Here is a 20,710-nt window from a genome sequence, read left to right as displayed (position 1 = left end):
TCCGATCGAGAAGGCGGATGGTTCCCCCCCGAACCGTGTTATAATCGGCATCCGGTTCTGGATCTTCTGTGGAGCGCCAACAGGCTATGGAAGGGATATTGATGGCTCCTTCGCCATCCCGATGGCGGGCGCTGTGGGCCGATCTTTCGCCGCTGGAGCGCGGGGCTTATCTCGGGCTGTTCGCCGCCGCTATCTTTACCCGCCTGTGGCGTCTGGGCGATCGAGTGATGAGCCATGACGAGAGCCTGCACGTTTATTACGCCTGGCAGCTGTTTCGGGGTAACGGATTTCAGCACACGCCTCTGATGCATGGCCCTCTGAAGTTCCACCTGGATGCGCTGGCCTATCTCCTGTTCGGCGCTGATGATTTCTCCGGCCGGCTTCCGGTAGCTCTCGCAGGGATCGCTCTGGTGATGTTCCCACTGTTTATGCGTCGCTGGCTGGGGCGCTGGGGAAGCCTCCTGGCCTCCCTCTTTTTCCTGATCTCCCCGATGATCCTGTATCACAGCCGGTATATCCGAGACGAGGGCCTGATGGCCCTATGGGCGGTCCTCACGGTATGGATGATCTTCGCCTATCTGGAAACCCGGGAGGCCCGCTGGCTGTATGGCCTGGCGGCGGTGATGGCGCTGTTTTACACCACGATGGAAGCTGCTTTCATCTATCTGGCGATCTATGGGCTCCTGCTCTTCCTTGCCTGGAGCGTGACGGTGCTCCGGGATCCGCGATGCTCCCGGGAGGATCGGCAATGGCTGGGGGTGGGAGCAGCGTCGCTTCTCGCCGGTGGTGCGGCGATGTTGTTTGGGCTCGAATCCGGGCGAGAGCCGATCCCGGGGGCTTTCGTATGCCGGCCGGAGAATATCCCGGAGCACGGCCGGTGGATCACTTTGGTCGGGGGGCTGATCGCCCTGGCCGGGATCGGTGTCCTGGCCTGGGTGCTGGCCGGGCGCTGGGGGCGTGTTCGATTGCGCGAGCAGCCAACTTTCGATCTGATGATGGTCATTGGAGGACTCAGCCTTTGGATGCTCCCGGCGGCGGGCCTGGTCTGGCTCAATCCCGTTTCCCTTCTGCTGTTCCGGCAGCCTTTCGCTTCCATGTCGCTGTTTGAAAGCGGGGGGTTCAGTGGCATCACCGATGAGATGGTCCGGGTTCTCATTCTGTTCCTGGCCTTTGGGGCGCTGAGCACCGGGCTTGGGATGGCCTGGGATCCAGGCCGCTGGCCTATCCTGCTGGGGATCTTCTTCGGGATCTCTCTTCCCCTGTTCACCACGTTTTTCACCAACGGCGCGGGCATCGCCACCGGTTACCTCGGTTCCCTGGGATACTGGCTGGCCCAGCAGTGCGTCCAGCGGGGGAGCCAGCCGCTCTTTTACTATTTCGTCATCGCCCCGATGTATGAATTTATGCCGATGCTGCTTTCCCTTCTGGCCCTAGGGTATTACCTGGGGCGATGGGTTGCCGATGCCCCGATCCCGGACCGCCTGGGGTGGACGTTCCGGGGCTTCCTGAGCGCCTGGACGATCCTCTCGTGGATCGCATATACGCTGGCCGGGGAAAAGATGCCCTGGCTGACCGTCCACCTGACGGTGCCCATGATCCTCCTCTCGGCTGTCTTCCTTCAGGATACGCTGGGTGCTATGGACTGGCGGCGATGGTGGCATGGGGGGGGCGCGATTGCTGCCCTGCTGGTGTTCCCTTTCGGGGCTGCCTTCCTGGGCATGCTCACTGCCTGGCCGCGGGCCTGGCTTGTGCTCCATGTCGGGCTTGCGCGCCAGGTCGCGACCCTGGAATCTCTGGTGGCGGCCAATCAGGTGATTGCGGCCGCGCTGGGCATGGGGATCATCCTGGGCGTCTGGATCCATTTGCATCCCCGTCTGGGCTTCTCCGGCCTCCTGCAATCCTTTGCGCTGGCGGCCCTGGCGGTCCTGACGTTTGCTACCCTGCGGGTCGCTTGGCGGTTCAGTTTCATCTATTATGATCTGGCCCTGGAACATGGCGTCTACGCCCATGGCGGCCCCGGGGTGAAGATCGCGATGCAGCAGATCGAGGAGATCGCCCGGGCGATCGGTCGGGATCAGGTGGTGGTCGCCTACGATAACGATAGCTCCTGGCCGTTCTCCTGGTATCTCCGCGACTGGCGGCAGCGCTATTTCGGGGAAACCCCTCACCGCGAGGCTCTGGAGTCACCGGTTGTCATCGTGGGCAGTGCCAACTGGTATAAAGTGGAAAACGCCCTCCGGGCCACCCATGAGGCATATTCATACCATCTGATCTGGTGGCCCATGGAGGATTACCGGGAGCTCACCTGGGAGCGTCTGTGGCGCTGGCTTCGGGATCCGGAGCGCCGGGCGGCCCTCTGGGATATCTTCTGGAGCCGGGATTACACGCGTTATGATCGGATCACCGGCAAACGGCATCAGATCGATACCTGGCCCCTGGCCCACGATTTCAAGCTTTTCATCCGGAAAGATGTGGCCGCGAAGGCCTGGCCTCTCCGTCCACAGCAGGCCCTGGCTGTGCCCACTCCGCCGTCGGATCCATATGCCGCCGTGCGCCGGGAGCTCACGGCCGTTCGGATCATCGGAGGGCCCGGAAGCGAGCCGGGGCGTTTCCAGAATCCCCACGGCATCGCCATCGGGCCGGACGGCGCCCTTTATGTCACCGATGGGCGCAACCATCGGGTCCAGGTCTTCTCTCCCGACGGCCAGCTCCTCCGGTTCTGGGGCTCCTTCTGCGCCCTCTATGAGCAGGGAGAACCTGGATGTGTGGATCCAGATGGACCCGGGCCGATGCCCCTGGGCGCCGGGCAGTTTAACGAGCCCTGGGGGATTGCAGTGGCGCCGGACGGCACGGTGTATGTGGCGGATCTGTGGAACCATCGGATCCAGCAGTTCACCGCTGAGGGAAGGTTCCTCCGGGCATGGGGCGGCTACGCGGGGGTCACGGATCCCCAGGAGCAACCCGGTCGCTTCTTCGGCCCCCGGGGCATCCTGATCCAGGGCGATCGCGTCTACGTCACGGACACCGGCAACAAGCGCGTCCAGGTCTTCGATCGAGAAGGGCGCTTCCTGGACGCCTGGGGCGGGCCCGGCGTCGAGGCCGGACGGCTGGATGAGCCGGTCGGCATCGCCGCGCTGCCCGATGGGAACCTGGTGATCGCCGATACATGGAACCGGCGGATCCAGATCCTGACCCCCTCCGGCGCCCCGGTCCATGCCTGGGAGATCGCCGGATGGCTGGATCAGCTTCCCACCACCAAGCCCGATGTGGCGGTGGATGCCCGCGGGCGGATCTTCGCCACCGATCCCACAGGCTTTCGCGTTCTGGTGTTCGATCGCAGCGGCCGGCCGCTCCTGGCCTTCGGACAGTATGGAGAGGACGCCGCCTCATTTGTCCTCCCTCAGGGAATCGCGGTGGGTCCCGACGGGCTCGTCTGGGTGGTGGATTCCGGAGGGAACCGGGTGATGGCTTTCCAGGTTCCATAAGGTGACGGGAACACCACTTGTGAAAGGAAGCACGTGCTATAATCGGGTTCGGATGCTTCTTCCAGGGGACGGCGCATGCCGAAAACTGCGGCGGATCTCACTCCGGAGGAGATCGAGGCCTATCGGGAGGCCTGGCGGCGGCGCTGGGCGGAGGAGGAAGCCCGGCGGGCGCAGCGTCAGGAGCGGGCCTGGGGGATAGCCCGTGCGGCCGCCCGGTTGCTGAGGGAACGCTTCGGCGCCCGCCGGGTGCGGGTCTTCGGATCGCTGTCCACCCCATGGTTCCATGAGGGTTCGGATATCGATCTGGCGGTGGAGGGCATCCCGCCCGAGCGCCTGAGCGAAGCGGAGGCGGCCCTGGCGGAGCTGGCCCCCGATTTCCGTGTGGACTTGGTTCCCATCGAGGAGATCCAGGACGCGCCCCGGCTGCTTCGCCGGATCGAAGAGGAGGGGGTGGATCTGTGAGGCCCGAGGTGCAGCTGCTGATCGGCCGGATCGAGGGAGAGCTCGAGGATCTGCGTCGGGTCGTGGAGCGGACGACCCGCTTTCTGGAGCAGGCCCTTCGCTCTGATGAGGAGGCTTTCTGGGATGCCATCGCCCTCAACCTGCATGGATTCTATTCCGGCGTGGAGCGTATCCTCTATGATATCGCTCGGGCGATCGATCAGGCGGTGCCGGGTGGGCCTCACTGGCATGAGGATCTTCTTCGCCAGGTAAGTGTGGAGATCCCATCCCTTCGGCCGGCGGTGCTCCAGCGAAGCACACGAGACTGTCTCGATGAATACCGTCGATTTCGCCACGTGGTTCGGAACGTCTACACCTTTGTGTTCGATCGGGCTCGCCTGAGGGAGCTGGCGCAGCGTCTTCCCGCTTGCTTCGATCAGGTGTCCCGTGATCTTCGCGCATTTCAGGGGTTCCTGGGTCGTCTGGATCGAGGGGCTCACAGCTCGATGGAGAGGGAGGCACAATGAAGCTCCACGAGTTCCAATCCAAGCAGCTCTTCGCGCGGTATGGGATCCCCATCCCACGGGGGAAAGTGGCGACCAGCCCGGAGGAGGCCCGCGCCATCGCGAAGGAGCTGGGCAAACCCGTGGTGGTGAAGGCCCAGGTCTTGGTGGGCGGGCGGGGGAAGGCAGGCGGGATCCGCCTGGCCCGCACCCCGGAGGAGGCTGAGCAGGTCGCTGAGCAGATCCTCAGTATGACGCTGAAGGGCCTGCCGGTGCGCCGGGTCCTCGTGGATGAGGCCGCCGAGATCCAGGCGGAGCTGTATCTGGGTCTGACCATCGACCGGGCCCGGCGCCGGGTGGCGGCTATGGCTTCTTCTGCCGGTGGGGTGGATATCGAGGAGGTAGCCCGAACGGCGCCGGAGAAAATCGTCCGGGTGCTGATCGAGCCGGAGCTCGGCTTGCGGGAGTATCAGGCCCGGGCTCTCGCGGCGGGGATCGGTCTGGATCGCTCCCTGTGGCCTTCTTTCACCCAGATTGCCCTCGGCCTGTATCGCTGCTTTGAAGACAACGATGCCACCCTGGCGGAGATCAACCCGCTGGCCATAGTCCCCGGTCCGGCCTTGCTGGCCCTGGACGGCAAGGTGATCATCGATGACAACGCGCTGTTCCGTCATCCCGATCTGGCAGCGATGCGGGATGAAGATGAGGAGACCCCGAGCGAACGGGAGGCTCGCAAATACGGCATCAGCTATGTGCAGCTGGATGGAAACATCGGGTGCATGGTCAACGGGGCCGGCCTGGCCATGGCCACGATGGATATCATCCAGCTTTATGGGGGCCGCCCGGCCAACTTCTTGGACATCGGGGGCGGAGCGAGCGCGGAGCGGGTGGCCGCGGCCATGCGCCTGATCCTCTCCGATTCCAACGTGAAGGCGGTGCTGATCAACATTTTCGGCGGCATCACCCGTTGCGATGAGGTGGCTCGGGGAATGCTGGCTGCCTTTGAGATGGTCCGCCCTCGGGTGCCGGTGGTGGTTCGACTGGTGGGGACTAATGAGGAAGAAGGGCGGGCCATCCTTCGGGAAGCTCGGGGGGTGACGCTTCACACGGCGACCACGCTGGTGGAAGCCGCTCAGCTCGCTGTGCGCCTGGCGGGGGATGGAGAACGCCGGGAGTAAGCTCAAGGCGAGGGAGTCCGAATGAACCGCTGGCGGGATTGGTGGAAGCAGGCCCAGGCGGATTTGCGCCACGCTCAGGAAAGCTTGCGGCTGGAAGATTACGAATGGGCATGCTTCGCCGCCCATCAGGCGCCGGAAAAAGCCCTCCAGGCCCTTTATCTGAAGCGGAATCAAATCGCCTGGGGCCATTCCGTCCGGCTGCTGCTGGAACAGATCGGCGAAGCGATCCCAGAGGATCTCCTGCAAGCCGCCCGTATTCTCGACAAGTATTATATCGGCCCCCGTTATCCCAATGCCCATCCTGCTGGCGCTCCCTTCGAGCTTTACACCCGTCGGGAGGCCCTCGAGGCCATCCGGTTCGCAGAGGAGATTTTGGATTATGTCCGTTCGGATATGGAAGGTTGATCGAGAACGAGTGTGGGCGGGCCTGCGGCGATGGCTTCAGGAGGTGATCGAGCCGGCTTCAGAGGTGCGGGAGGTGTGGCTCTTCGGCTCCTATGCTCGCGGCGAGGAGGGGCCCGGAAGCGATATCGACTTGCTGGTGATCGTGCGGGAGGCCCCCGAGCCCTTCTTTGAGCGAGCCATGCGATATACACCTCTTCGCAGCGGACTGCCTCTGGAGATATTTGTTTACACAGAAGAGGAGGCCCGGGATCTATCCCAACAGCCTGGATCTGTGGTCTGGGTCGCGATGCGTGAAGGCCGGAGGATCTGGGAACGTTCGGGCCTTCCACGGGAGGATTCCTGAGGGGTGTCCTTCCCCATCGCCTAGCGGCAGGACGGAGGGTTGATGTTGATCCTTCTCTCATGGAGGAGCGAGTCCCATGAGCATTCTGATCAACCGGAACACCCGCGTGGTCGTGCAGGGGATCACCGGTCGGGAAGGCCAGTTTCATACCCAGCAAATGCGAGAATACGGCACCCAGGTAGTGGCCGGCGTTACTCCGGGCAAGGGCGGGCAGTGGGTTCTGGGGATTCCGGTTTTCGATACCGTGAAGGAGGCTGTGGAAGCCACGGGAGCCAATTGCTCAGTGATCTTTGTCCCCGCTCGCTCCGCCCCCGATGCCATTCTGGAGGCCGCCGATGCGGGCATCCCCTTGATCGTTTGTATCACAGAGGGTATCCCGGTGCAGGACATGATCCGGGTCCGCGCTTACTTAGACCGCAAGGGAGTGCGTCTGGTCGGGCCCAACGGGCCGGGCCTTATCACTCCCGGGGAATGCAAGGTGGGGATCATTCCCGGGCACATCACTCGACCCGGGCCGGTTGGGATCGTCTCCCGATCCGGGACCCTGACCTATGAGGTGATCGCTGCCCTGAGCCAGCGCGGGATCGGCCAGAGCACCTGTGTGGGGATTGGAGGGGATCCCATCCCCGGGACCAACTTCGTGGAGATCCTGGCGATGTTTGAGGAGGATCCGCAGACAGAGCACGTGGTGTTGATTGGAGAGATCGGTGGCGCGGAAGAGGAACGGGCGGCGGATTTCATCGCCACCCGCATGAGCAAGCCGGTGACCGCCTTCATCGCCGGGCGGACGGCGCCACCGGGCAAGCGGATGGGCCACGCCGGTGCGATCATCGAAGGGGGAACGGGTTCTGCGACGGAGAAGATTGCCAAACTGGAGAGCGTGGGCATCCCAGTCGCCCGTCACCCGGAGGAGATCGCGGAGATCGTCGCTGCCCGTCTGGGAGTGCGGGCATAAGAGGCGGAGCCCAACGATATAGAATTTCATCGGATCTAAAGATAGGGGCTCACAAGGGAATGATTCGTTTCGATCGGGTTTCGAAGCGCTTTCATATGCACCGCCAGCGCCCTCGTTCTTTCCATGAGCTCTTTGTTGAAAGCTGGAGGCTCTGGCGGCGTCAGCCTGCTGAGACCTTCTGGGCCTTGCGGGATGTTTCCTTCGAAGTTCAGCCTGGGGAAACCGTGGGCCTCATCGGGCCGAACGGAGCGGGCAAGAGCACGGTCCTCAAGCTGGCCGCCCGCGTTCTGGAGCCGACCTCAGGCCGGGTGGAGGTCCGGGGTCGTGTGGCGGCTCTGCTTGAACTGGGGGTGGGCTTCCATCCCGAGCTGACCGGGCGGGAGAACGTCTTTTTGAGCGGGGCTTTCCTAGGCATTCCCCGTCGCGAGATGGCCCGCCGTCTGGATGCCATTGTGGCCTTCGCCGAGCTGGAGGATTACATCGATGTCCCGGTGAAGCACTACTCATCTGGGATGTATGTTCGCCTGGCCTTTGCGGTCTCGGTGTATCTGGATGCGGAGATCCTGCTGGTGGATGAGGTGCTGGCTGTTGGCGATGCGGCGTTCCAGCAGAAGTGTCTGGAGCATTTGTTCGCCCTCCAGCGTTCGGGAGTGACGATCCTTCTGGTTTCCCACGATCTGAACGCGGTTCAACGTCTTTGCCATCGCGTGTTATGGTTCGATCACGGCCGGGTTCGGATGGAAGGGGCACCTGCAGGGGTTGTGCAGGCCTATCTGGATCATGTGCACCGCCGGGATGAGCGGTCCCTGGCCATGCCGAATCAGCAAGCCGCCATCCCTCGCTGGGGAAGCGGTCGTCTGCAGATTGAGCGCGTTTATCTCACGGATTCGACCGGGATGGAACGCTATCAGTTTGAAACCGGTGAAACGGTGCACATCCATCTGCGTTATCGAGCCTTAGAACGGATCGAGAGGCCAGTTTTCGGTCTGGCGATTCACCGCCACGATGGGGTTCACATCTGTGGTCCCAATACGGCGTTCTCCGGCCTGGAGATCCCCTGGGTGGATGGAGAGGGAGAGCTCATCTACACGATTCCCTCCCTTCCTCTTCTGGAAGGGACTTATCTGGTCTCCGTATCCGCGACGGATGAGCGGGAGGTGGAGATCTTCGATTACCACGATCGCGCTTACATGTTCCGGGTGGTTCGCGGGCGGCATCCGGAGCGTTACGGGCTGATGGCCATGAACGGGCGATGGGCTCACGAACCGCTATCGGTTCCCCATGCGGCGCTCTCCTGTTGAAGGGATTGCATGGCCGAACTCAAGCCTCCTGAGACCCAGGGAGAATCCGTTTTGGGGCTAGCCCGTTTCCAGGAGCTCTTTTCAGGAGGTTGAACCCATGGATGAACTTGCCATGCTCCTCAAAACTCTGACGGAAGCTCACGGCGTTCCCGGCTATGAGACCGAAATTCGAGAGGTGATGCGTGGGCTTCTGGAGGACCTGGGGGAGGTGGAACAGGACAATATCGGCAGTTTGATCTGTCGGCAGGGGGAGAACGGGCCCCGGGTGATGCTTGCTGCGCACATGGATGAAATCGGTTTCATGGTCAAGCACATCACCCCCGAAGGCTTCATTCGTTTTACCCCCCTGGGAGGCTGGTTCGACCAGGTTCTTCTGGGCCAGCGCGTGGTCATTAAAACCTACAAGGGAGATGTGATCGGGGTGATCGGCGCCAAGCCGCCTCACCTGCTTCCTCCGGACGAGCGAAAGAAAGTCGTTGAGAAGAAGGATATGTATATCGATATCGGCGCGACCTCCGCAAAAGAAGTGGAAGAGGCGGGCGTGCGGGTGGGCGATCCCATCGTCCCCCTCGCGCCTTTCCAGGTGCTGGCCAGCGGCCGGACCTATCTGGCGAAAGCGTTCGATGATCGGGTGGGCTGTGCTGTGCTGGTGGAGGTCCTGCGACGTCTGGCCCGGGAGGGCCACCCCAATACGGTGTATGGGGTGGCGACCGTTCAGGAAGAGGTCGGCCTGCGGGGGGCGGCTACCAGTGTTGAGAAAGTCAACCCGGAGGTCGCGCTGATCCTGGAATCGGATATTGCGGGGGATGTGCCCGGGATCAAGCCGGAGGAATCGCCGGTGAAGCTCGGGGGAGGGCCCACGATCGTTGTCTATGATGCCCGGATGATCCCGAACCTCCGGTTGCGAGATCTCGCCGTGGAGACCGCTCAATCCATGGGGATCCCTGTTCAGTTCTCGGTGATCGAGGGCGGAGCTACCGACGGCGGGGTGATCCACCTTCATAAAGGTGGGGTTCCGACCCTGGTGATCGGCGTCCCGGCACGACACATCCACAGCCATGGCGCTATTGTCCATCGGGATGACATCGAGCGGGCTATCGCGCTGGTGACCGCCCTGGTGCAGCGCCTGGACGCGGAGACGGTTGCCCGTCTGAGGCCGTGAGGGAGATGTTCTGATAACTTTAAGAATCCCGATTTGTGGACAGCTGTCCTCCTCACCGATGAATCGCCTGGGTTATAATATCTCCGTGACCCCTTTCACATAACAAGCTGGGTTTGTGTTCCCGTATCCCATGGATGCGAGGTGGGCGATGGCTGATCGAACAGACGCCTGGCAGGAGTTGATCGCTTCGCTGCAGCAACGAATCGAGGCCTATACCCCTGAAGTGGAGGTCGCCGAAATCGGCGAGGTGATCGAAGCCGGGGATGGGATCGCCCGGTGTTCGGGCCTCCGCAACGTGATGGCCAGCGAGCTGGTGGAATTCGAGAACGGGGTGATGGGGATCGCCTTCAACCTGGAGCGGGACAATGTCGGTGTGATCATCCTGGGGGATTTCAGCGGGATCCGTCAGGGGATGAAGGTCCGCGGAACCGGCCGGATCGCCTCCGTGCCGGTGGGCCAGGCGCTGCTGGGCCGTGTGGTCGATCCCCTGGGGCGCCCGCTGGATGGCAAGGGGCCGATTGTGACGGATCGTTACCGGCCGATCGAGCGGATCGCTCCGGGGGTGACTAAGCGCCAGGATGTGGATACGCCGGTCCAGACGGGCATCAAGGCGATCGATGCCATGATCCCCATCGGCCGTGGCCAGCGAGAGCTGATCATTGGGGACCGCCAGACCGGGAAGACGGCTATCGCGGTGGATACGATTATCAACCAGAAAGGGAAGGGGATGGTTTGCATTTACGTGGCGATCGGCCAGAAGCGGGCCCAGGTCGCCCGTCTGGTGGCCACCCTGGAGCGCTACGGCGCGATGGATTACACCATTGTGGTGGCCGCTACTGCCTCCGACCCTGCGGCGCTGCAATATATTGCGCCCTATGCAGGTTGTGCGATGGGTGAGGAGGTGATGGAGAACGGGGTGATCGTGGATGGGCAGCTGGTCAATGATGCGCTCATTGTCTACGATGATCTCACTAAGCATGCCTGGGCCTATCGCCAGGTCTCTTTGCTGCTCCGGCGTCCGCCGGGCCGGGAGGCTTATCCCGGCGATATCTTCTACCTTCACTCCCGCCTGCTGGAGCGCGCAGCCCGTCTGGCGAACAAATACATCATTGTCCCCAAGGATGCGCCAGAGGACACCAAAGAGGGAGTCGATGGGAAGGTGTATACCGGCCCCCTGGGTTACAAAGAGGCCATGAAAGCTCTGGAGGCGCGCCCGGATAAAGAAAACCTGAAGATCCTGAAGGTCAGGGGATCGGGCGGAAGCCTCACGGCGCTGCCGATCGTGGAGACGCAACTGGGGGATGTCTCGGCCTACATCCCGACCAACGTGATCTCCATTACGGACGGCCAGATCTATCTGGAGACCGATCTCTTCAATGCGGGCATTCGCCCGGCGATTAACGTGGGGATCTCCGTCTCCCGGGTGGGGGGCGCCGCCCAGACGAAGGCCATGAAGCAGGTGGCTGGGCGGCTGCGCCTGGAGATGGCCCAGTTCCGGGAGCTGGCTGCCTTCGTGCAGTTCGGGTCGGATCTCGATAAGACCACCCTGGCCATCATCGAGCGGGGCAAGCGGCTGACAGAGGTTCTGAAGCAGCCTCAGTATGAGCCGATGCCTCTGGAAGAGCAGGTGATGGTGATTTTCGCCGGGACCAACGGATATCTGGATCCGATCCCGGTGGAGAAAGTGCGTCAGTGGGAGAAGGAGTTCCTGCGCTTCATGGCCACGAACTACCCCGAGGTCGGTCGGGATATCGCCGAGCGGAAGGAGATCACAAAGGAGACAGAAGAAAAGCTGCGCCGGGCGATTGAGGAGTTCAACCGCGGCTGGCTGGCGGGATGATCGGGGGTGAGGGGCATGGCGGCTGTTCCGGAGGCACGGGTTCAGGTGGAAATTGAGCCCTTTCATCCTTATCTGCTTCGCCTGTATGGGATCAGCGAAGCCGAATTTGATGCGCTGGGCAATGAGGATCTTAAAGCCGAATACGTGGACGGGGTGATGATTGTGCATTCGCCAGCTTCCGTAAGTCACGAATGGCGGGTAGCTTTTCTGCTCACATTGTTGAACCTCTATGTAAGCGAGCAGGGTAGGGGGATCGTCCTCGGCGGTAACGCCCTGTTCCGCGTCGGCTCCCGTCGGTTCGCGCCGGATATCATGGTGGTGGGAGACACGACGAGGGTCACTTCAAAAGAAATCGAGGGCCCCCCAGACCTCGTGATGGAGGTCCTATCGGAATCCACGCGGGATTACGATCTGGGGGAGAAGCGGGCCGCGTATCGGGAGGCGGGGGTCCGGGAGATCTGGTGGGTGGATGAGAAAGCGCGGGTGGTGATGGTGGAGCGGCAGGGCGACTCTTATCGGACGGAGCGGGTGTCCGAAGGCTGGGTGATGTCGGAGGCCGTGCCGGGGTTTCGGATCCGGGCGGAGTGGTTGTGGCATGAGTCTGCTCCTCCGGTTATCCGATGCTGGGAAGCGATACGCGGGGCGTGAACCATGCATGTTCTTCGTCCTCTGGAGGTGCATAGCGATTATCCTTATCTTCTCCGCCTGTATGGAGTGAGCGAGGCGGAGTTTGATGCGCTGGTGGGCGAAGATCTCAAAGCCGAATACATCGATGGGGTGGTGATTGTGCATTCCCCGGCCAGTTTCTCTCATGAGGATCGCCAGGCCTTTCTGCTGACCCTGCTACGCCTTTATGTGGAAGCCCATGGGATCGGCCGTGTGGTGGGGAGCAATGCTCTGTTCCAGGCCGGCTCTCGCCAGTTTTCACCGGACATCATGGTGATCTCGTCCGGAACCCCTATTGTGCAGAAAAAAGTAATGGGGCCTCCTCTCCTGGCGGTGGAGATCCTTTCCGAGTCCACCCGGGATTATGATCTGGGGGAGAAGCGTATAGCGTATCGGGAGGCGGGGGTCCGGGAGATCTGGTGGGTGGATGAGGAAGCGCGGGTGGTGATGGTGGAGCGGCAGGGCGACTCTTATCGGACAGAGCGAGTATCCGAAGGTTGGGTAACATCGGAGGCTGTGCCGGGGTTCCGGATCCGGGCGGAGTGGTTGTGGCGGGAGCCTCTTCCTTCCGTTGTCGAATGCTGGGATGTGATCCGACAGACCGAGTCGGGAGGTTAAAGTCGTGCCCACTCTTCGGGAATTGCGACGCCGTATTCGAACCGTTCGAAGTATCTCTCAGATTACCCGCGCTATGGAGGCAGTCTCCGCTTCCAAAATGCGGCGGGCTCAGGAGATGACCCTCGCATCCCGCCCTTATTCCCAGAAAGCCTGGGAGGTCCTGGTCCATCTCGCCCATCAGGCGGAAGCCAGCGCGTTGCTTCATCCCCTGCTGGAAGTGCGCCCTGTGCACCGGGTTTTGCTGATCCTGATTACCGCCGATCGAGGTCTGTGCGGCGCTTACAATGATAATGTCATCCGCCTGGCTTTCCGGTTCGCCGCCGTCAGCCGGGCCCCTGTCTCCTTTCTTACTGTAGGACGAAAGGGAAGGGATGCGGTGGCCCGGGTGCGCGGGGCGCTGGTGGCGGATTTCTCGCCGATGCCTCGCTGGCCTCGTTTTACCGATGTGCGCCCGATCGCCCGGGTGGCCATGGAGGAGTTTCTGAAAGGGAGCGTGGATGAGATCTACATCGCTTACACGGATTTCATTAACACGATGGTCCAGCGCCCCCGGGTCCGGCGGCTGCTGCCGCTTCGCTTCGCCCAGGGCCATGAGCCGGCGGTTCCAGAGGCCGTCGAGCGGCTGGACACCCGGGCGGTGGCGAACAAAACGTTTATTTACGAACCGGACCCGGCGCAATTGCTGGATGTGATTCTGCCGCGCTTCGTGGAGCTTCAGGTCTATCACGCGGTTCTGGAGAGCCTGGCCAGCGAGCATTCAGCCCGCATGGTGGCCATGCGCAATGCGACGGAGAACGCGGAGAATCTGATTTATACGCTGACCCTGAGCTACAACAAGGCCCGCCAGCAATCGATCACCAGTGAGATGCTGGATATCGCCGGCGGGGCGGAGGCCATGCGCCAGGCCGCCCGGGCGCAGATCCAGGCGCGCCTGCGCGTCGGAGCCAGCCGTTAACGGCTTCTTCCGGTAGTTACACGGTTCGCTTTTCCCCGGGGCTTGGGGAGTATCTTCCTCAACTCAGATCATTTCCGGAGGGAAGAAAGCGATGGCGAAAGGCTCTGTGGGACGGATTGTGCAGATCCTGGGAAATGTGGTGGATGTGGAGTTCCCGCCGGAGGAGTTGCCGGATATTTATAATGCCATCGAGGTTCCCCGCGATGGCCACCGGCTGGTGCTGGAGGTGCAGCAGCATCTGGCCGGTGGGACGGTTCGTTGCATCGCGATGGATACCACAGATGGGCTCCGCCGGGGCATGGTGGCGTATGATACGGGGGCTCCGATCACGGTGCCGGTTGGGGAGGCCACCCTGGGCCGGGTATTCAACGTGCTGGGCGAGCCAATCGATGATAAAGGCCCGGTTCGCGCTCAGGAGTATCGGCCGATCCATCAGCCCCCGCCCTCCCTCGAGGAGCAATCGACTCAGATCGAAGTCTTCGAGACCGGGCTGAAGGTGATCGATCTCATCGCCCCGTTCATGCGGGGTGGGAAGGTGGCGGTCTTCGGCGGCGCGGGGGTAGGCAAGACGGTGATCATCATGGAGCTCATCCGGAACATCGCAACGGTCCACAAGGGGATCTCTGTCTTCGCCGGGATCGGCGAGCGCACCCGCGAGGGCACGCAGCTTTACCGCGAGATGATTGAAGCAGGGGTGATTGACAAGACTGTGATGGTCTTCGGTCAGATGAACGAACCGCCGGGGGTTCGTTTGCGGGTGGGGCTGACCGCCCTCACGATGGCCGAATACTTCCGGGATCAGGGGCGGGATGTTCTCATTTTCATCGATAACATCTTCCGTTTCGTGATGTCCGGCTCGGAGGTCTCCGCCCTGCTCGGCCGCATGCCCTCGGCGGTAGGTTATCAGCCCACCCTGGCCTTCGAGATGGGGCAGCTGCAGGAGCGCATCACTTCTACCCGGCGCGGCGCGATCACTTCGATGCAGGCCGTGTATGTGCCGGCGGACGATTACTCGGATCCCGCCCCGGTGGCGACGTTCGCTCATCTGGACGCCACCATCGCCCTGGAGCGAAGCATCGCGGAGAAGGGGATTTACCCGGCCGTGGATCCGCTGGCTTCCACCAGCCGGATCCTGGACCCGCGGATCGTTGGGGAGGAGCATTATACGGTGGCCCGCGAGGTGCAGCGGGTGCTCCAGCGTTATAAGGATCTCCAGGACATCATCGCCATCCTGGGGATCGATGAGTTGTCTGAGGAGGATAAGCTGATCGTGGCGCGGGCCCGGAAGATCGAGCGGTTCTTCAGCCAGCCGATGTTTGTCGCCGAGCAGTTCACCGGCCTGCCCGGCCGCTATGTCCCGCTGAAGGAGACGGTGCGCGGTTTCAAGGAGATCCTGGAGGGCAAGCACGACGATCTGCCCGAGGCGGCCTTCTATATGGTCGGCACCATCGACGAGGCCGTAGAGAAGGCGGAGCGCCTGCGCCGCGGGGAGCTGCGATGAGTTTCGAGGGCCAGGATCCACAAGAGCGCTGGCGCCGCATCGTGGAAGGCTACCGGGCCCTCCGCGAAGAGGAGCTCCTGACCCTGGCGGAGATCCCCTTGCCGGAACGCGTGGAGATGGTGGAGTCCCTCTGCGTTTTGATGAACGAGGTGGAAAGGGCGGAGACTCCCGGGAAGACCGCTTCGTTCCAGGAGATGTTGCAGCGTCTCCATCGTATCCTGGAGGGGGAAGACATTCCCTATGTGATCATCGGGGGACCGGCCGCCGCCCTGGGGGGGGATCGCCCGCACCACCGTGGATGTCGATGTCCTGCTGATGCTCCCGCAGGAGCAGCTGCCTGCCCTGCTTGTCCGATTCGAGCATGAGGGGTTCCGTGTTCCTCCTGGCGCTCTCGTGCGCCTTGCGGCCGGGGCTTTGGTGAAGCTGGCGTTTACGCGTCGGTTTTCGGTGGCGCTGCATAGCGCCTCGCTAAGCCTGGATCACCGGGCGATCCAGCGGGCCCGGGAAGCGCGATTGTTCGGGATTCCGCTGGGTTTTGTTTCCCCGGAGGATCTCATGATTTACAAGCTCGCCCGCTGGGAGCCTATCGATGAGCGGGATGTGCGTGGGATTCTGGAGGGCTATCGGGATCGCCTGGACCGGGACTACATACAGGTGGCGGTCCAGGAACTGGCTCAGGGAATCGGGTTTCCAGAGCTGATGGAGCGGTGGAACCGTCTGAAGGAGGAGATTGCCGGATGAGCCCGATGCGCCTGGAGATCGTCACACAGGAGCGCGCCCTGTTCAGCGGGGATGTGGATATGGTGGTGGCCCCTGGAGTGGAGGGGGAGCTGGGGATCCTGCCCGGACATGCGCCGTTGCTGACCGCGCTGGGCGTTGGGCCGTTGCTGGCCCGGAGGGGGGGCGAGGAGCTCTGGTTTGCGATCCATGGGGGATTCATGGAAGTGACCCCGGAGAAGGTGATCGTCCTGGCGGATGTGGCGGAGCGGGCGGAGGAGATCGATATCGCGCGGGCTGAGGAAGCCCGTCAGCGGGCGGAGCAGATCCTGAAGGAGCGACCGGCGGGCGTCGATCTGAACGCCGCTCTGGCGGCTCTGCGCCGCTCCCGGGTTCGCCTGGAGGTGGCCCGCCGCCGCCGAATCCGTCGGGAAGGATCCGCTGGGTCCAGCGCTCCGTGAAGCCTTGCGTAAAACATCAGGGGATAGGGACTTTGTGATGCTGACCAAACGTTTAGGGATCGATCTGGGCACCGCGAACGTGCTGGTCTATGAGGTCGGCCGGGGGATTGTCCTTCAGGAGCCCTCCGTGGTGGCCATGCCTGTGGATGGGGATGAGATCCTGGCGGTTGGGGAAGAGGCCCGGGCGATGTATGGCCGCACCCCGGAGGTCATTGAGGTGATTCGGCCTCTTCGGGATGGGGTGATTGCGGATTATTATGTGACCGAGCGAATGCTTCGGTATTTCATCGCCAAAGTATGCGGACCCGTCCGCCTTTTCCGCCCCCATGTGATGATTTCGGTCCCTTACGGGGTGACCAGCGTGGAGAGCCGCGCAGTGCATGAAGCGGCCGTGGCCGCAGGCGCCCATCCTGGCCACGTTTATCTGATCCCTGAGCCTCTGGCGGCCGCCCTGGGGGCGGGGCTGCCGGTGGATACTCCTACAGGCAATATGGTGGTGGATCTGGGCGGCGGCACGACCGAGGCGGCCGTGATTTCCATGCTGGGGATTGTGACTGCCCATTCCGTTCGAGTGGGCGGTATTCGTATGGATGAGGCCATCATCGGTTATGTGCGCCGCAAATATAATATGGCGATCGGAGAGCCTACCGCAGAGCAGGTGAAAATCCAGATCGGCACAGCCCTCCCGCTGGATCCTCCCTTGACGATGGAAGTGCAGGGAAGGGATCTGGTCACCGGCCTGCCGCGCACCATCACTTTGAGTTCGGAGGAAGTGCTGGAGGCGATCCAGGAGCCTCTCCAGGCCGTCATCGGGGTGGTTCGGGCTGTTCTGGAACGGACGCCGCCGGAGCTGGCGGCGGATATCATCGACCGGGGGATGGCCTTGGTGGGGGGAGGAGCGATGCTCCGGCGGATCGACGAGTTTCTCACCCAGCAAACGGGTGTCCCGGCTTATGTGGCGGATGCCCCGATGGCCTGTGTGGCGATGGGAGCCGGAAAAGCGCTGGAACATATCCATCTGTTCCAGCGCACGCTGACCACGCTCTGGTCCTCGTTATAGCCTCTGGTTGAGGGTCCCAAGAGGATCGTTATGGCCGGAGAAGCAGGTGTTCGCGATGATGTTCCCAGACAAAGCGATGTCCGATGGCGCGAAAGGCGCCCCAGCCCCTCCATGGGGCATCGAGGGATTCCAGACGACGGGCGATCTCGGGGAGGGCTTCCGGGGAGATCCAGCGGAAGGCAGCGATCCGCTCTGCCCAATCCGCTGCACGGGGTTCTCCTTCTGTATAGACATGGAAGACAAATGAAACAAAGGGGATGCCCTGATCCCGACCCGCCTCTGAGGGGTAGAGAGTGTAAGTGATCAGACCCCACCATGTTGCTGAGTGCACAGGCAGGCCGGTCTCCTCCTCGATCTCCCGATGCAGAGCATCCCATGCGGTCTCCTCCCATCCGATACCTCCGGTCAGCAGCCGATAGGCTTCCGGAGGATAGAACGCTTTCGTGTGAACCAGGATCTCACCCCCTGGCCGCTGGATGACCATGAGAACCTCTCCCCGGCGCCGGCTCAGGCTCCGGCGCACCTCTTCCCACCATCCATTTGCGATGACCGTCGCGTGCTGATGCGGCTGCGGTCCGAACTGAGCAGTCAGGGTTTCCAGTTCGGAGGGCGCAATCAGCGGACGATTCATAGAAGCACCTCCCGGTCGCCTTGTGGAAGCCCTCTGCTTCATCCGTGGTGGGAGAGGGGAGGGGGCGATAGGCGTTGCGCCGCCCGCTCCACCAGCGGGGTGTGAAAGCGATCCGGATGGAGCAGGGCGGCAAGCAGCTCAATGCCGTCGATGGTGCGAGGGCCAGGCCGACTGAAGTAAGCCGAGGCGTCTAAAGCATAGACCTCCCCCTTCTGCACCGCCGGGATTCGGGTCCAGAAAGACAGGCGAGTCAGGAGGGATTGAGCCGAGATGACCTCGTTCAGGCGATATCCGCATGGGATGAGACCGATGACCTCCGGTTGCGCCTTCTCGATTTCCTCCCAGCGGATCCGAGAGGAGGGCTCTCCGGCTCGCCCCATGATTTCCGTTCCCCCTGCGATCGTTACCATGTCCGGAATCCAGTGGCCGCAGCGGAAGGGGGGATCCAGCCACTCGAGCATCAGGACTCGGGGCCGGGGTGCGCCGGCCACGGCCGCTTCCACCCGGGCCAGGCGATGGCGCCATTCCCGGATTCGGGATTCTGCCCGTTCGGGAACCCCTGCGGCCTCCGCGATCTGCTGCAGGCTTTCAAAGAGATCCTCCAGGCGATGGGTGTTCACTGCGATCACGCGGGGTGAGCGTCGGAGCCGAACCGAAGCCCGCACGGCCTGGCCTTGGGGAACGGCGCAGACCTCACACAGAGCCTGGGTAAGGACCAGATCGGGTTCCAGGGCGGCGAGTTGCTCCTCGTCGATCGTGTAAAGCGCCTCGCCTCTCCGAGCCTTCTCCCGAACGGCCGCATCGATCGCAGCGGGATCGGAGAGGCCTTCGGGAAGGGTGCTGCGAGTCAAACGGGGTAGATGGGCGACCACCTCAGGCGGAAAGTCACATTCGTGGGAGACACCCACCAGTTGCTCCTCCAGCCCCAGGGCGCAGACCAGCTCGGTGGCGCCGGGAAGAAGGGAGACAATACGCATGCCTTACTCCTCCACAGAGAGAACCGGCGCGGCGATCGTGCGGGCAGGCCGTCGACGTTCCCACAGCCGGCAGAACGCGCAGATCCCCGGCGCCGAAGTGGGTTGCCCGCACTTCTCACAGGCATGCAGCTCGGCCTCATCGGTCCGAAAAGCGATCAGGCCCTCCTCCTTCGCCTTCAGAAAGCCCAGATAGAAGCGAAGCTTGGTACCCGGGCGTTCCTCCTCAAGTTTCGCCAGCCACTCCTTGTAGGCGATGCTGGTGGATCCCTCCGCGTATGGACATTCATCGTAGATGTAATCGATGCCCCGGAGCAGGGCATAGGCGGCGGTCTCGCGCTCGTAAAAGCGACAGAAGGGCTTCACCTTGCGGGCGAATCCCGGTCGGGAGGCGGGCAGCACAGGGCCCTGGCGGGCCATATAGCCGACCTGCCAGTTCATCACATTGCCGAAGAGCACAGCGACCTCATCATCCAGATTATGTCCTGTCGCCAGGGCCGCGTAGCCGCCATCATACGCGACGCGGTTCATAATATAGCGCTTGATCAGTCCACATACGGCGCACGGCTTATCCCGCCCTCGCAGGGTCCGGGCAGCGACTTCCGGGATGGTCTCGCCATAGACTTCTTTAACGTCCACCACAATGAGCCGGGCGTCCGGCCAGCGTTCCTCCACAAAGCGCCGGCATTTCTCATAGGACTGATCGGAGTAGCGGATACCGCCGTCGATGCCCAGGCCGATGTAGAGCCCATCGGCCTGATAGCCCAGGCGTAGCAACACATCCCATAAGCTCAAGGAGTCCTTGCCTCCCGAGACGGCCACCAGCACCCGCTCCGAGCGATCGAACATCCGGAACATCCGGATGGTCCGCTCGGTCTGCTCCACAAACCATTCCAGATAATGCGCATCGCACAGGGCCAGCCGGTGCTGGCGCATCATGATGGCCGCCTCGCGGCCGCATTTCCGACAACGGATCGCCATCGTGAGATGTCCCTCCTCTGCCGGTTCTCCCATAATCAGCGTCATTCTAACGCGAAAGGGAGTCTTTTGTCGAACAATACATCCCGCCTCATGAAGCCGATGCGGATGGCATTGGTCTGAAATGAAGCTTGCAACGCCCCGGTGGAGCGACAGGGCGGGTTGACAGCCTCTTGTGACCCATGTTAACCTGAGAAAAGACCGATAGAGCGGGAGGGCCGGTCCATGACCCCTCAGATGATCGAGGAGCTGCTTCAGGATCCTGTGTTTCGCATGAAGTTTTTAGAGCTGCTGGATCGCGATCCGGCGTTCCGGGAGGAGGTACGCCGCAAGTTGTTGACGGAGGACCTTCTGGCTCTCCCGGCGCAGGTGGAGCGTCTTCGGTTAGAGATCCATGAGGAGTTCGACCGAATCTGGGAGGTCCTCGGGGAGAACAGCCGGCAGATTGCGGCATTGACGGATCGGATGGAGAAGGTGGAGGCGCAGATTGCGGCGCTGACGGATCGGATGGAGAAGGTGGAGGCGCAGATTGCGGC

The 20,710-nt window shown here is 62.5% G+C and carries 21 protein-coding genes and 1 pseudogene; 19 read left to right on the top strand and 3 right to left on the bottom strand.

Translation table 11 applies throughout. The features are described 5' to 3' along the window. The first annotated feature begins 101 nt into the window (after positions 1–101). The 18 genes from VAE54_RS06605 (at position 102) to VAE54_RS06520 (ending at position 17,591) form a co-directional block, all read left to right on the top strand. On the top strand, positions 102–3,485 hold the full coding sequence (locus VAE54_RS06605; RefSeq protein WP_322801155.1) for a flippase activity-associated protein Agl23: 3,384 nt from the start codon (positions 102–104) through the stop codon (positions 3,483–3,485). A gap of 75 nt (positions 3,486–3,560) precedes the next feature. Beyond that, complete coding sequence (locus VAE54_RS06600; RefSeq protein ID WP_322801154.1) at positions 3,561–3,947, top strand: nucleotidyltransferase family protein; 387 nt, start codon at positions 3,561–3,563, stop codon at positions 3,945–3,947. Further along, complete coding sequence (locus tag VAE54_RS06595) at positions 3,944–4,453, top strand: hypothetical protein (RefSeq protein WP_322801153.1); 510 nt, start codon at positions 3,944–3,946, stop codon at positions 4,451–4,453. Before VAE54_RS06600 ends, VAE54_RS06595 begins: the two co-directional genes overlap by 4 nt. After that, complete coding sequence (gene sucC, locus VAE54_RS06590) at positions 4,450–5,607, top strand: ADP-forming succinate--CoA ligase subunit beta (protein ID WP_322801152.1); 1,158 nt, start codon at positions 4,450–4,452, stop codon at positions 5,605–5,607. The genes VAE54_RS06595 and sucC overlap by 4 nt, the downstream gene beginning before the upstream one ends. A gap of 21 nt (positions 5,608–5,628) precedes the next feature. Next, positions 5,629–6,012 (top strand): HEPN domain-containing protein, encoded by a 384-nt coding sequence (locus tag VAE54_RS06585; protein ID WP_322801151.1) that lies wholly within the window; start codon positions 5,629–5,631, stop codon positions 6,010–6,012. After that, positions 5,987–6,355 (top strand): nucleotidyltransferase domain-containing protein, encoded by a 369-nt coding sequence (locus tag VAE54_RS06580; protein WP_322801150.1) that lies wholly within the window; start codon positions 5,987–5,989, stop codon positions 6,353–6,355. The genes VAE54_RS06585 and VAE54_RS06580 overlap by 26 nt, the downstream gene beginning before the upstream one ends. Before the next feature lie 76 nt (positions 6,356–6,431). Further along, on the top strand, positions 6,432–7,310 hold the full coding sequence (gene sucD, locus VAE54_RS06575; protein ID WP_322801149.1) for a succinate--CoA ligase subunit alpha: 879 nt from the start codon (positions 6,432–6,434) through the stop codon (positions 7,308–7,310). 59 nt (positions 7,311–7,369) lie between these two features. Further along, positions 7,370–8,611: an ABC transporter ATP-binding protein gene (locus VAE54_RS06570; RefSeq protein WP_322801148.1), complete on the top strand. Its 1,242-nt coding sequence runs from the start codon at positions 7,370–7,372 to the stop codon at positions 8,609–8,611. Between the two features lie 97 nt (positions 8,612–8,708). After that, on the top strand, positions 8,709–9,773 hold the full coding sequence (locus VAE54_RS06565) for a M42 family metallopeptidase (protein WP_322801147.1): 1,065 nt from the start codon (positions 8,709–8,711) through the stop codon (positions 9,771–9,773). A gap of 148 nt (positions 9,774–9,921) precedes the next feature. Next, the gene (gene atpA, locus VAE54_RS06560) at positions 9,922–11,613 is read left to right on the top strand and encodes a F0F1 ATP synthase subunit alpha (RefSeq protein ID WP_322801146.1); all 1,692 of its coding nucleotides are present in this window, start codon (positions 9,922–9,924) and stop codon (positions 11,611–11,613) included. A 15-nt stretch (positions 11,614–11,628) separates the two neighbouring features. After that, positions 11,629–12,261 carry a Uma2 family endonuclease gene (locus VAE54_RS06555; protein ID WP_322801145.1) on the top strand — a complete coding sequence of 211 codons (633 nt, stop codon included), beginning with the start codon at positions 11,629–11,631 and terminating at the stop codon, positions 12,259–12,261. A 3-nt stretch (positions 12,262–12,264) separates the two neighbouring features. Further along, positions 12,265–12,897 (top strand): Uma2 family endonuclease, encoded by a 633-nt coding sequence (locus VAE54_RS06550; RefSeq protein WP_322801144.1) that lies wholly within the window; start codon positions 12,265–12,267, stop codon positions 12,895–12,897. A 4-nt stretch (positions 12,898–12,901) separates the two neighbouring features. Continuing rightward, positions 12,902–13,852 carry an ATP synthase F1 subunit gamma gene (atpG, locus tag VAE54_RS06545; RefSeq protein WP_322801143.1) on the top strand — a complete coding sequence of 317 codons (951 nt, stop codon included), beginning with the start codon at positions 12,902–12,904 and terminating at the stop codon, positions 13,850–13,852. 91 nt (positions 13,853–13,943) lie between these two features. After that, positions 13,944–15,353, top strand: coding sequence for a F0F1 ATP synthase subunit beta (gene atpD / locus VAE54_RS06540; RefSeq protein WP_322801142.1), 1,410 nt, complete (start codon positions 13,944–13,946; stop codon positions 15,351–15,353). Beyond that, entirely contained in the window at positions 15,350–15,718 is a 369-nt protein-coding gene (locus VAE54_RS06535; protein ID WP_322801141.1) for a hypothetical protein, read from the top strand. The genes atpD and VAE54_RS06535 overlap by 4 nt, the downstream gene beginning before the upstream one ends. A gap of 52 nt (positions 15,719–15,770) precedes the next feature. Then, positions 15,771–16,094 (top strand): hypothetical protein, encoded by a 324-nt coding sequence (locus VAE54_RS06530; RefSeq protein WP_322801140.1) that lies wholly within the window; start codon positions 15,771–15,773, stop codon positions 16,092–16,094. Beyond that, a complete protein-coding gene (locus VAE54_RS06525) occupies positions 16,091–16,531 on the top strand; it encodes a F0F1 ATP synthase subunit epsilon (RefSeq protein ID WP_322801139.1) in 441 nt (146 codons plus the stop codon). The genes VAE54_RS06530 and VAE54_RS06525 overlap by 4 nt, the downstream gene beginning before the upstream one ends. A gap of 40 nt (positions 16,532–16,571) precedes the next feature. Further along, positions 16,572–17,591, top strand: a complete 1,020-nt coding sequence (locus VAE54_RS06520; protein ID WP_416223782.1) for a rod shape-determining protein — start codon at positions 16,572–16,574, stop codon at positions 17,589–17,591. 28 nt (positions 17,592–17,619) lie between these two features. On the opposite strand, the gene VAE54_RS06515 is transcribed toward VAE54_RS06520, so the two are convergent. The 3 genes from VAE54_RS06515 to VAE54_RS06505 are packed head-to-tail and all read right to left on the bottom strand — an operon-like array spanning position 17,620 to position 20,177. Continuing rightward, positions 17,620–18,222: an NUDIX hydrolase gene (locus VAE54_RS06515; protein WP_322801137.1), complete on the bottom strand. Its 603-nt coding sequence runs from the start codon at positions 18,220–18,222 to the stop codon at positions 17,620–17,622. Between the two features lie 38 nt (positions 18,223–18,260). Further along, the gene (locus VAE54_RS06510; protein ID WP_322801136.1) at positions 18,261–19,199 is read right to left on the bottom strand and encodes a cobalamin-binding protein; all 939 of its coding nucleotides are present in this window, start codon (positions 19,197–19,199) and stop codon (positions 18,261–18,263) included. Between the two features lie 3 nt (positions 19,200–19,202). After that, positions 19,203–20,177: a TIGR00269 family protein gene (locus tag VAE54_RS06505; protein WP_322801135.1), complete on the bottom strand. Its 975-nt coding sequence runs from the start codon at positions 20,175–20,177 to the stop codon at positions 19,203–19,205. Positions 20,178–20,399: 222 nt separating this feature from the next. Between VAE54_RS06505 and VAE54_RS06500 the strand changes: the two are divergent. After that, a pseudogene (locus VAE54_RS06500) lies at positions 20,400–20,710 on the top strand (hypothetical protein); the annotation flags it as partial.

Origin of the sequence: Thermoflexus sp. (assembly GCF_034432235.1) — a bacterium.
Classification (GTDB): Bacteria; Chloroflexota; Anaerolineae; order Thermoflexales; family Thermoflexaceae; genus Thermoflexus.
Note: the sequence above shows the minus strand (reverse complement) of the source record. Positions and strands in the feature narration are given on the sequence as shown.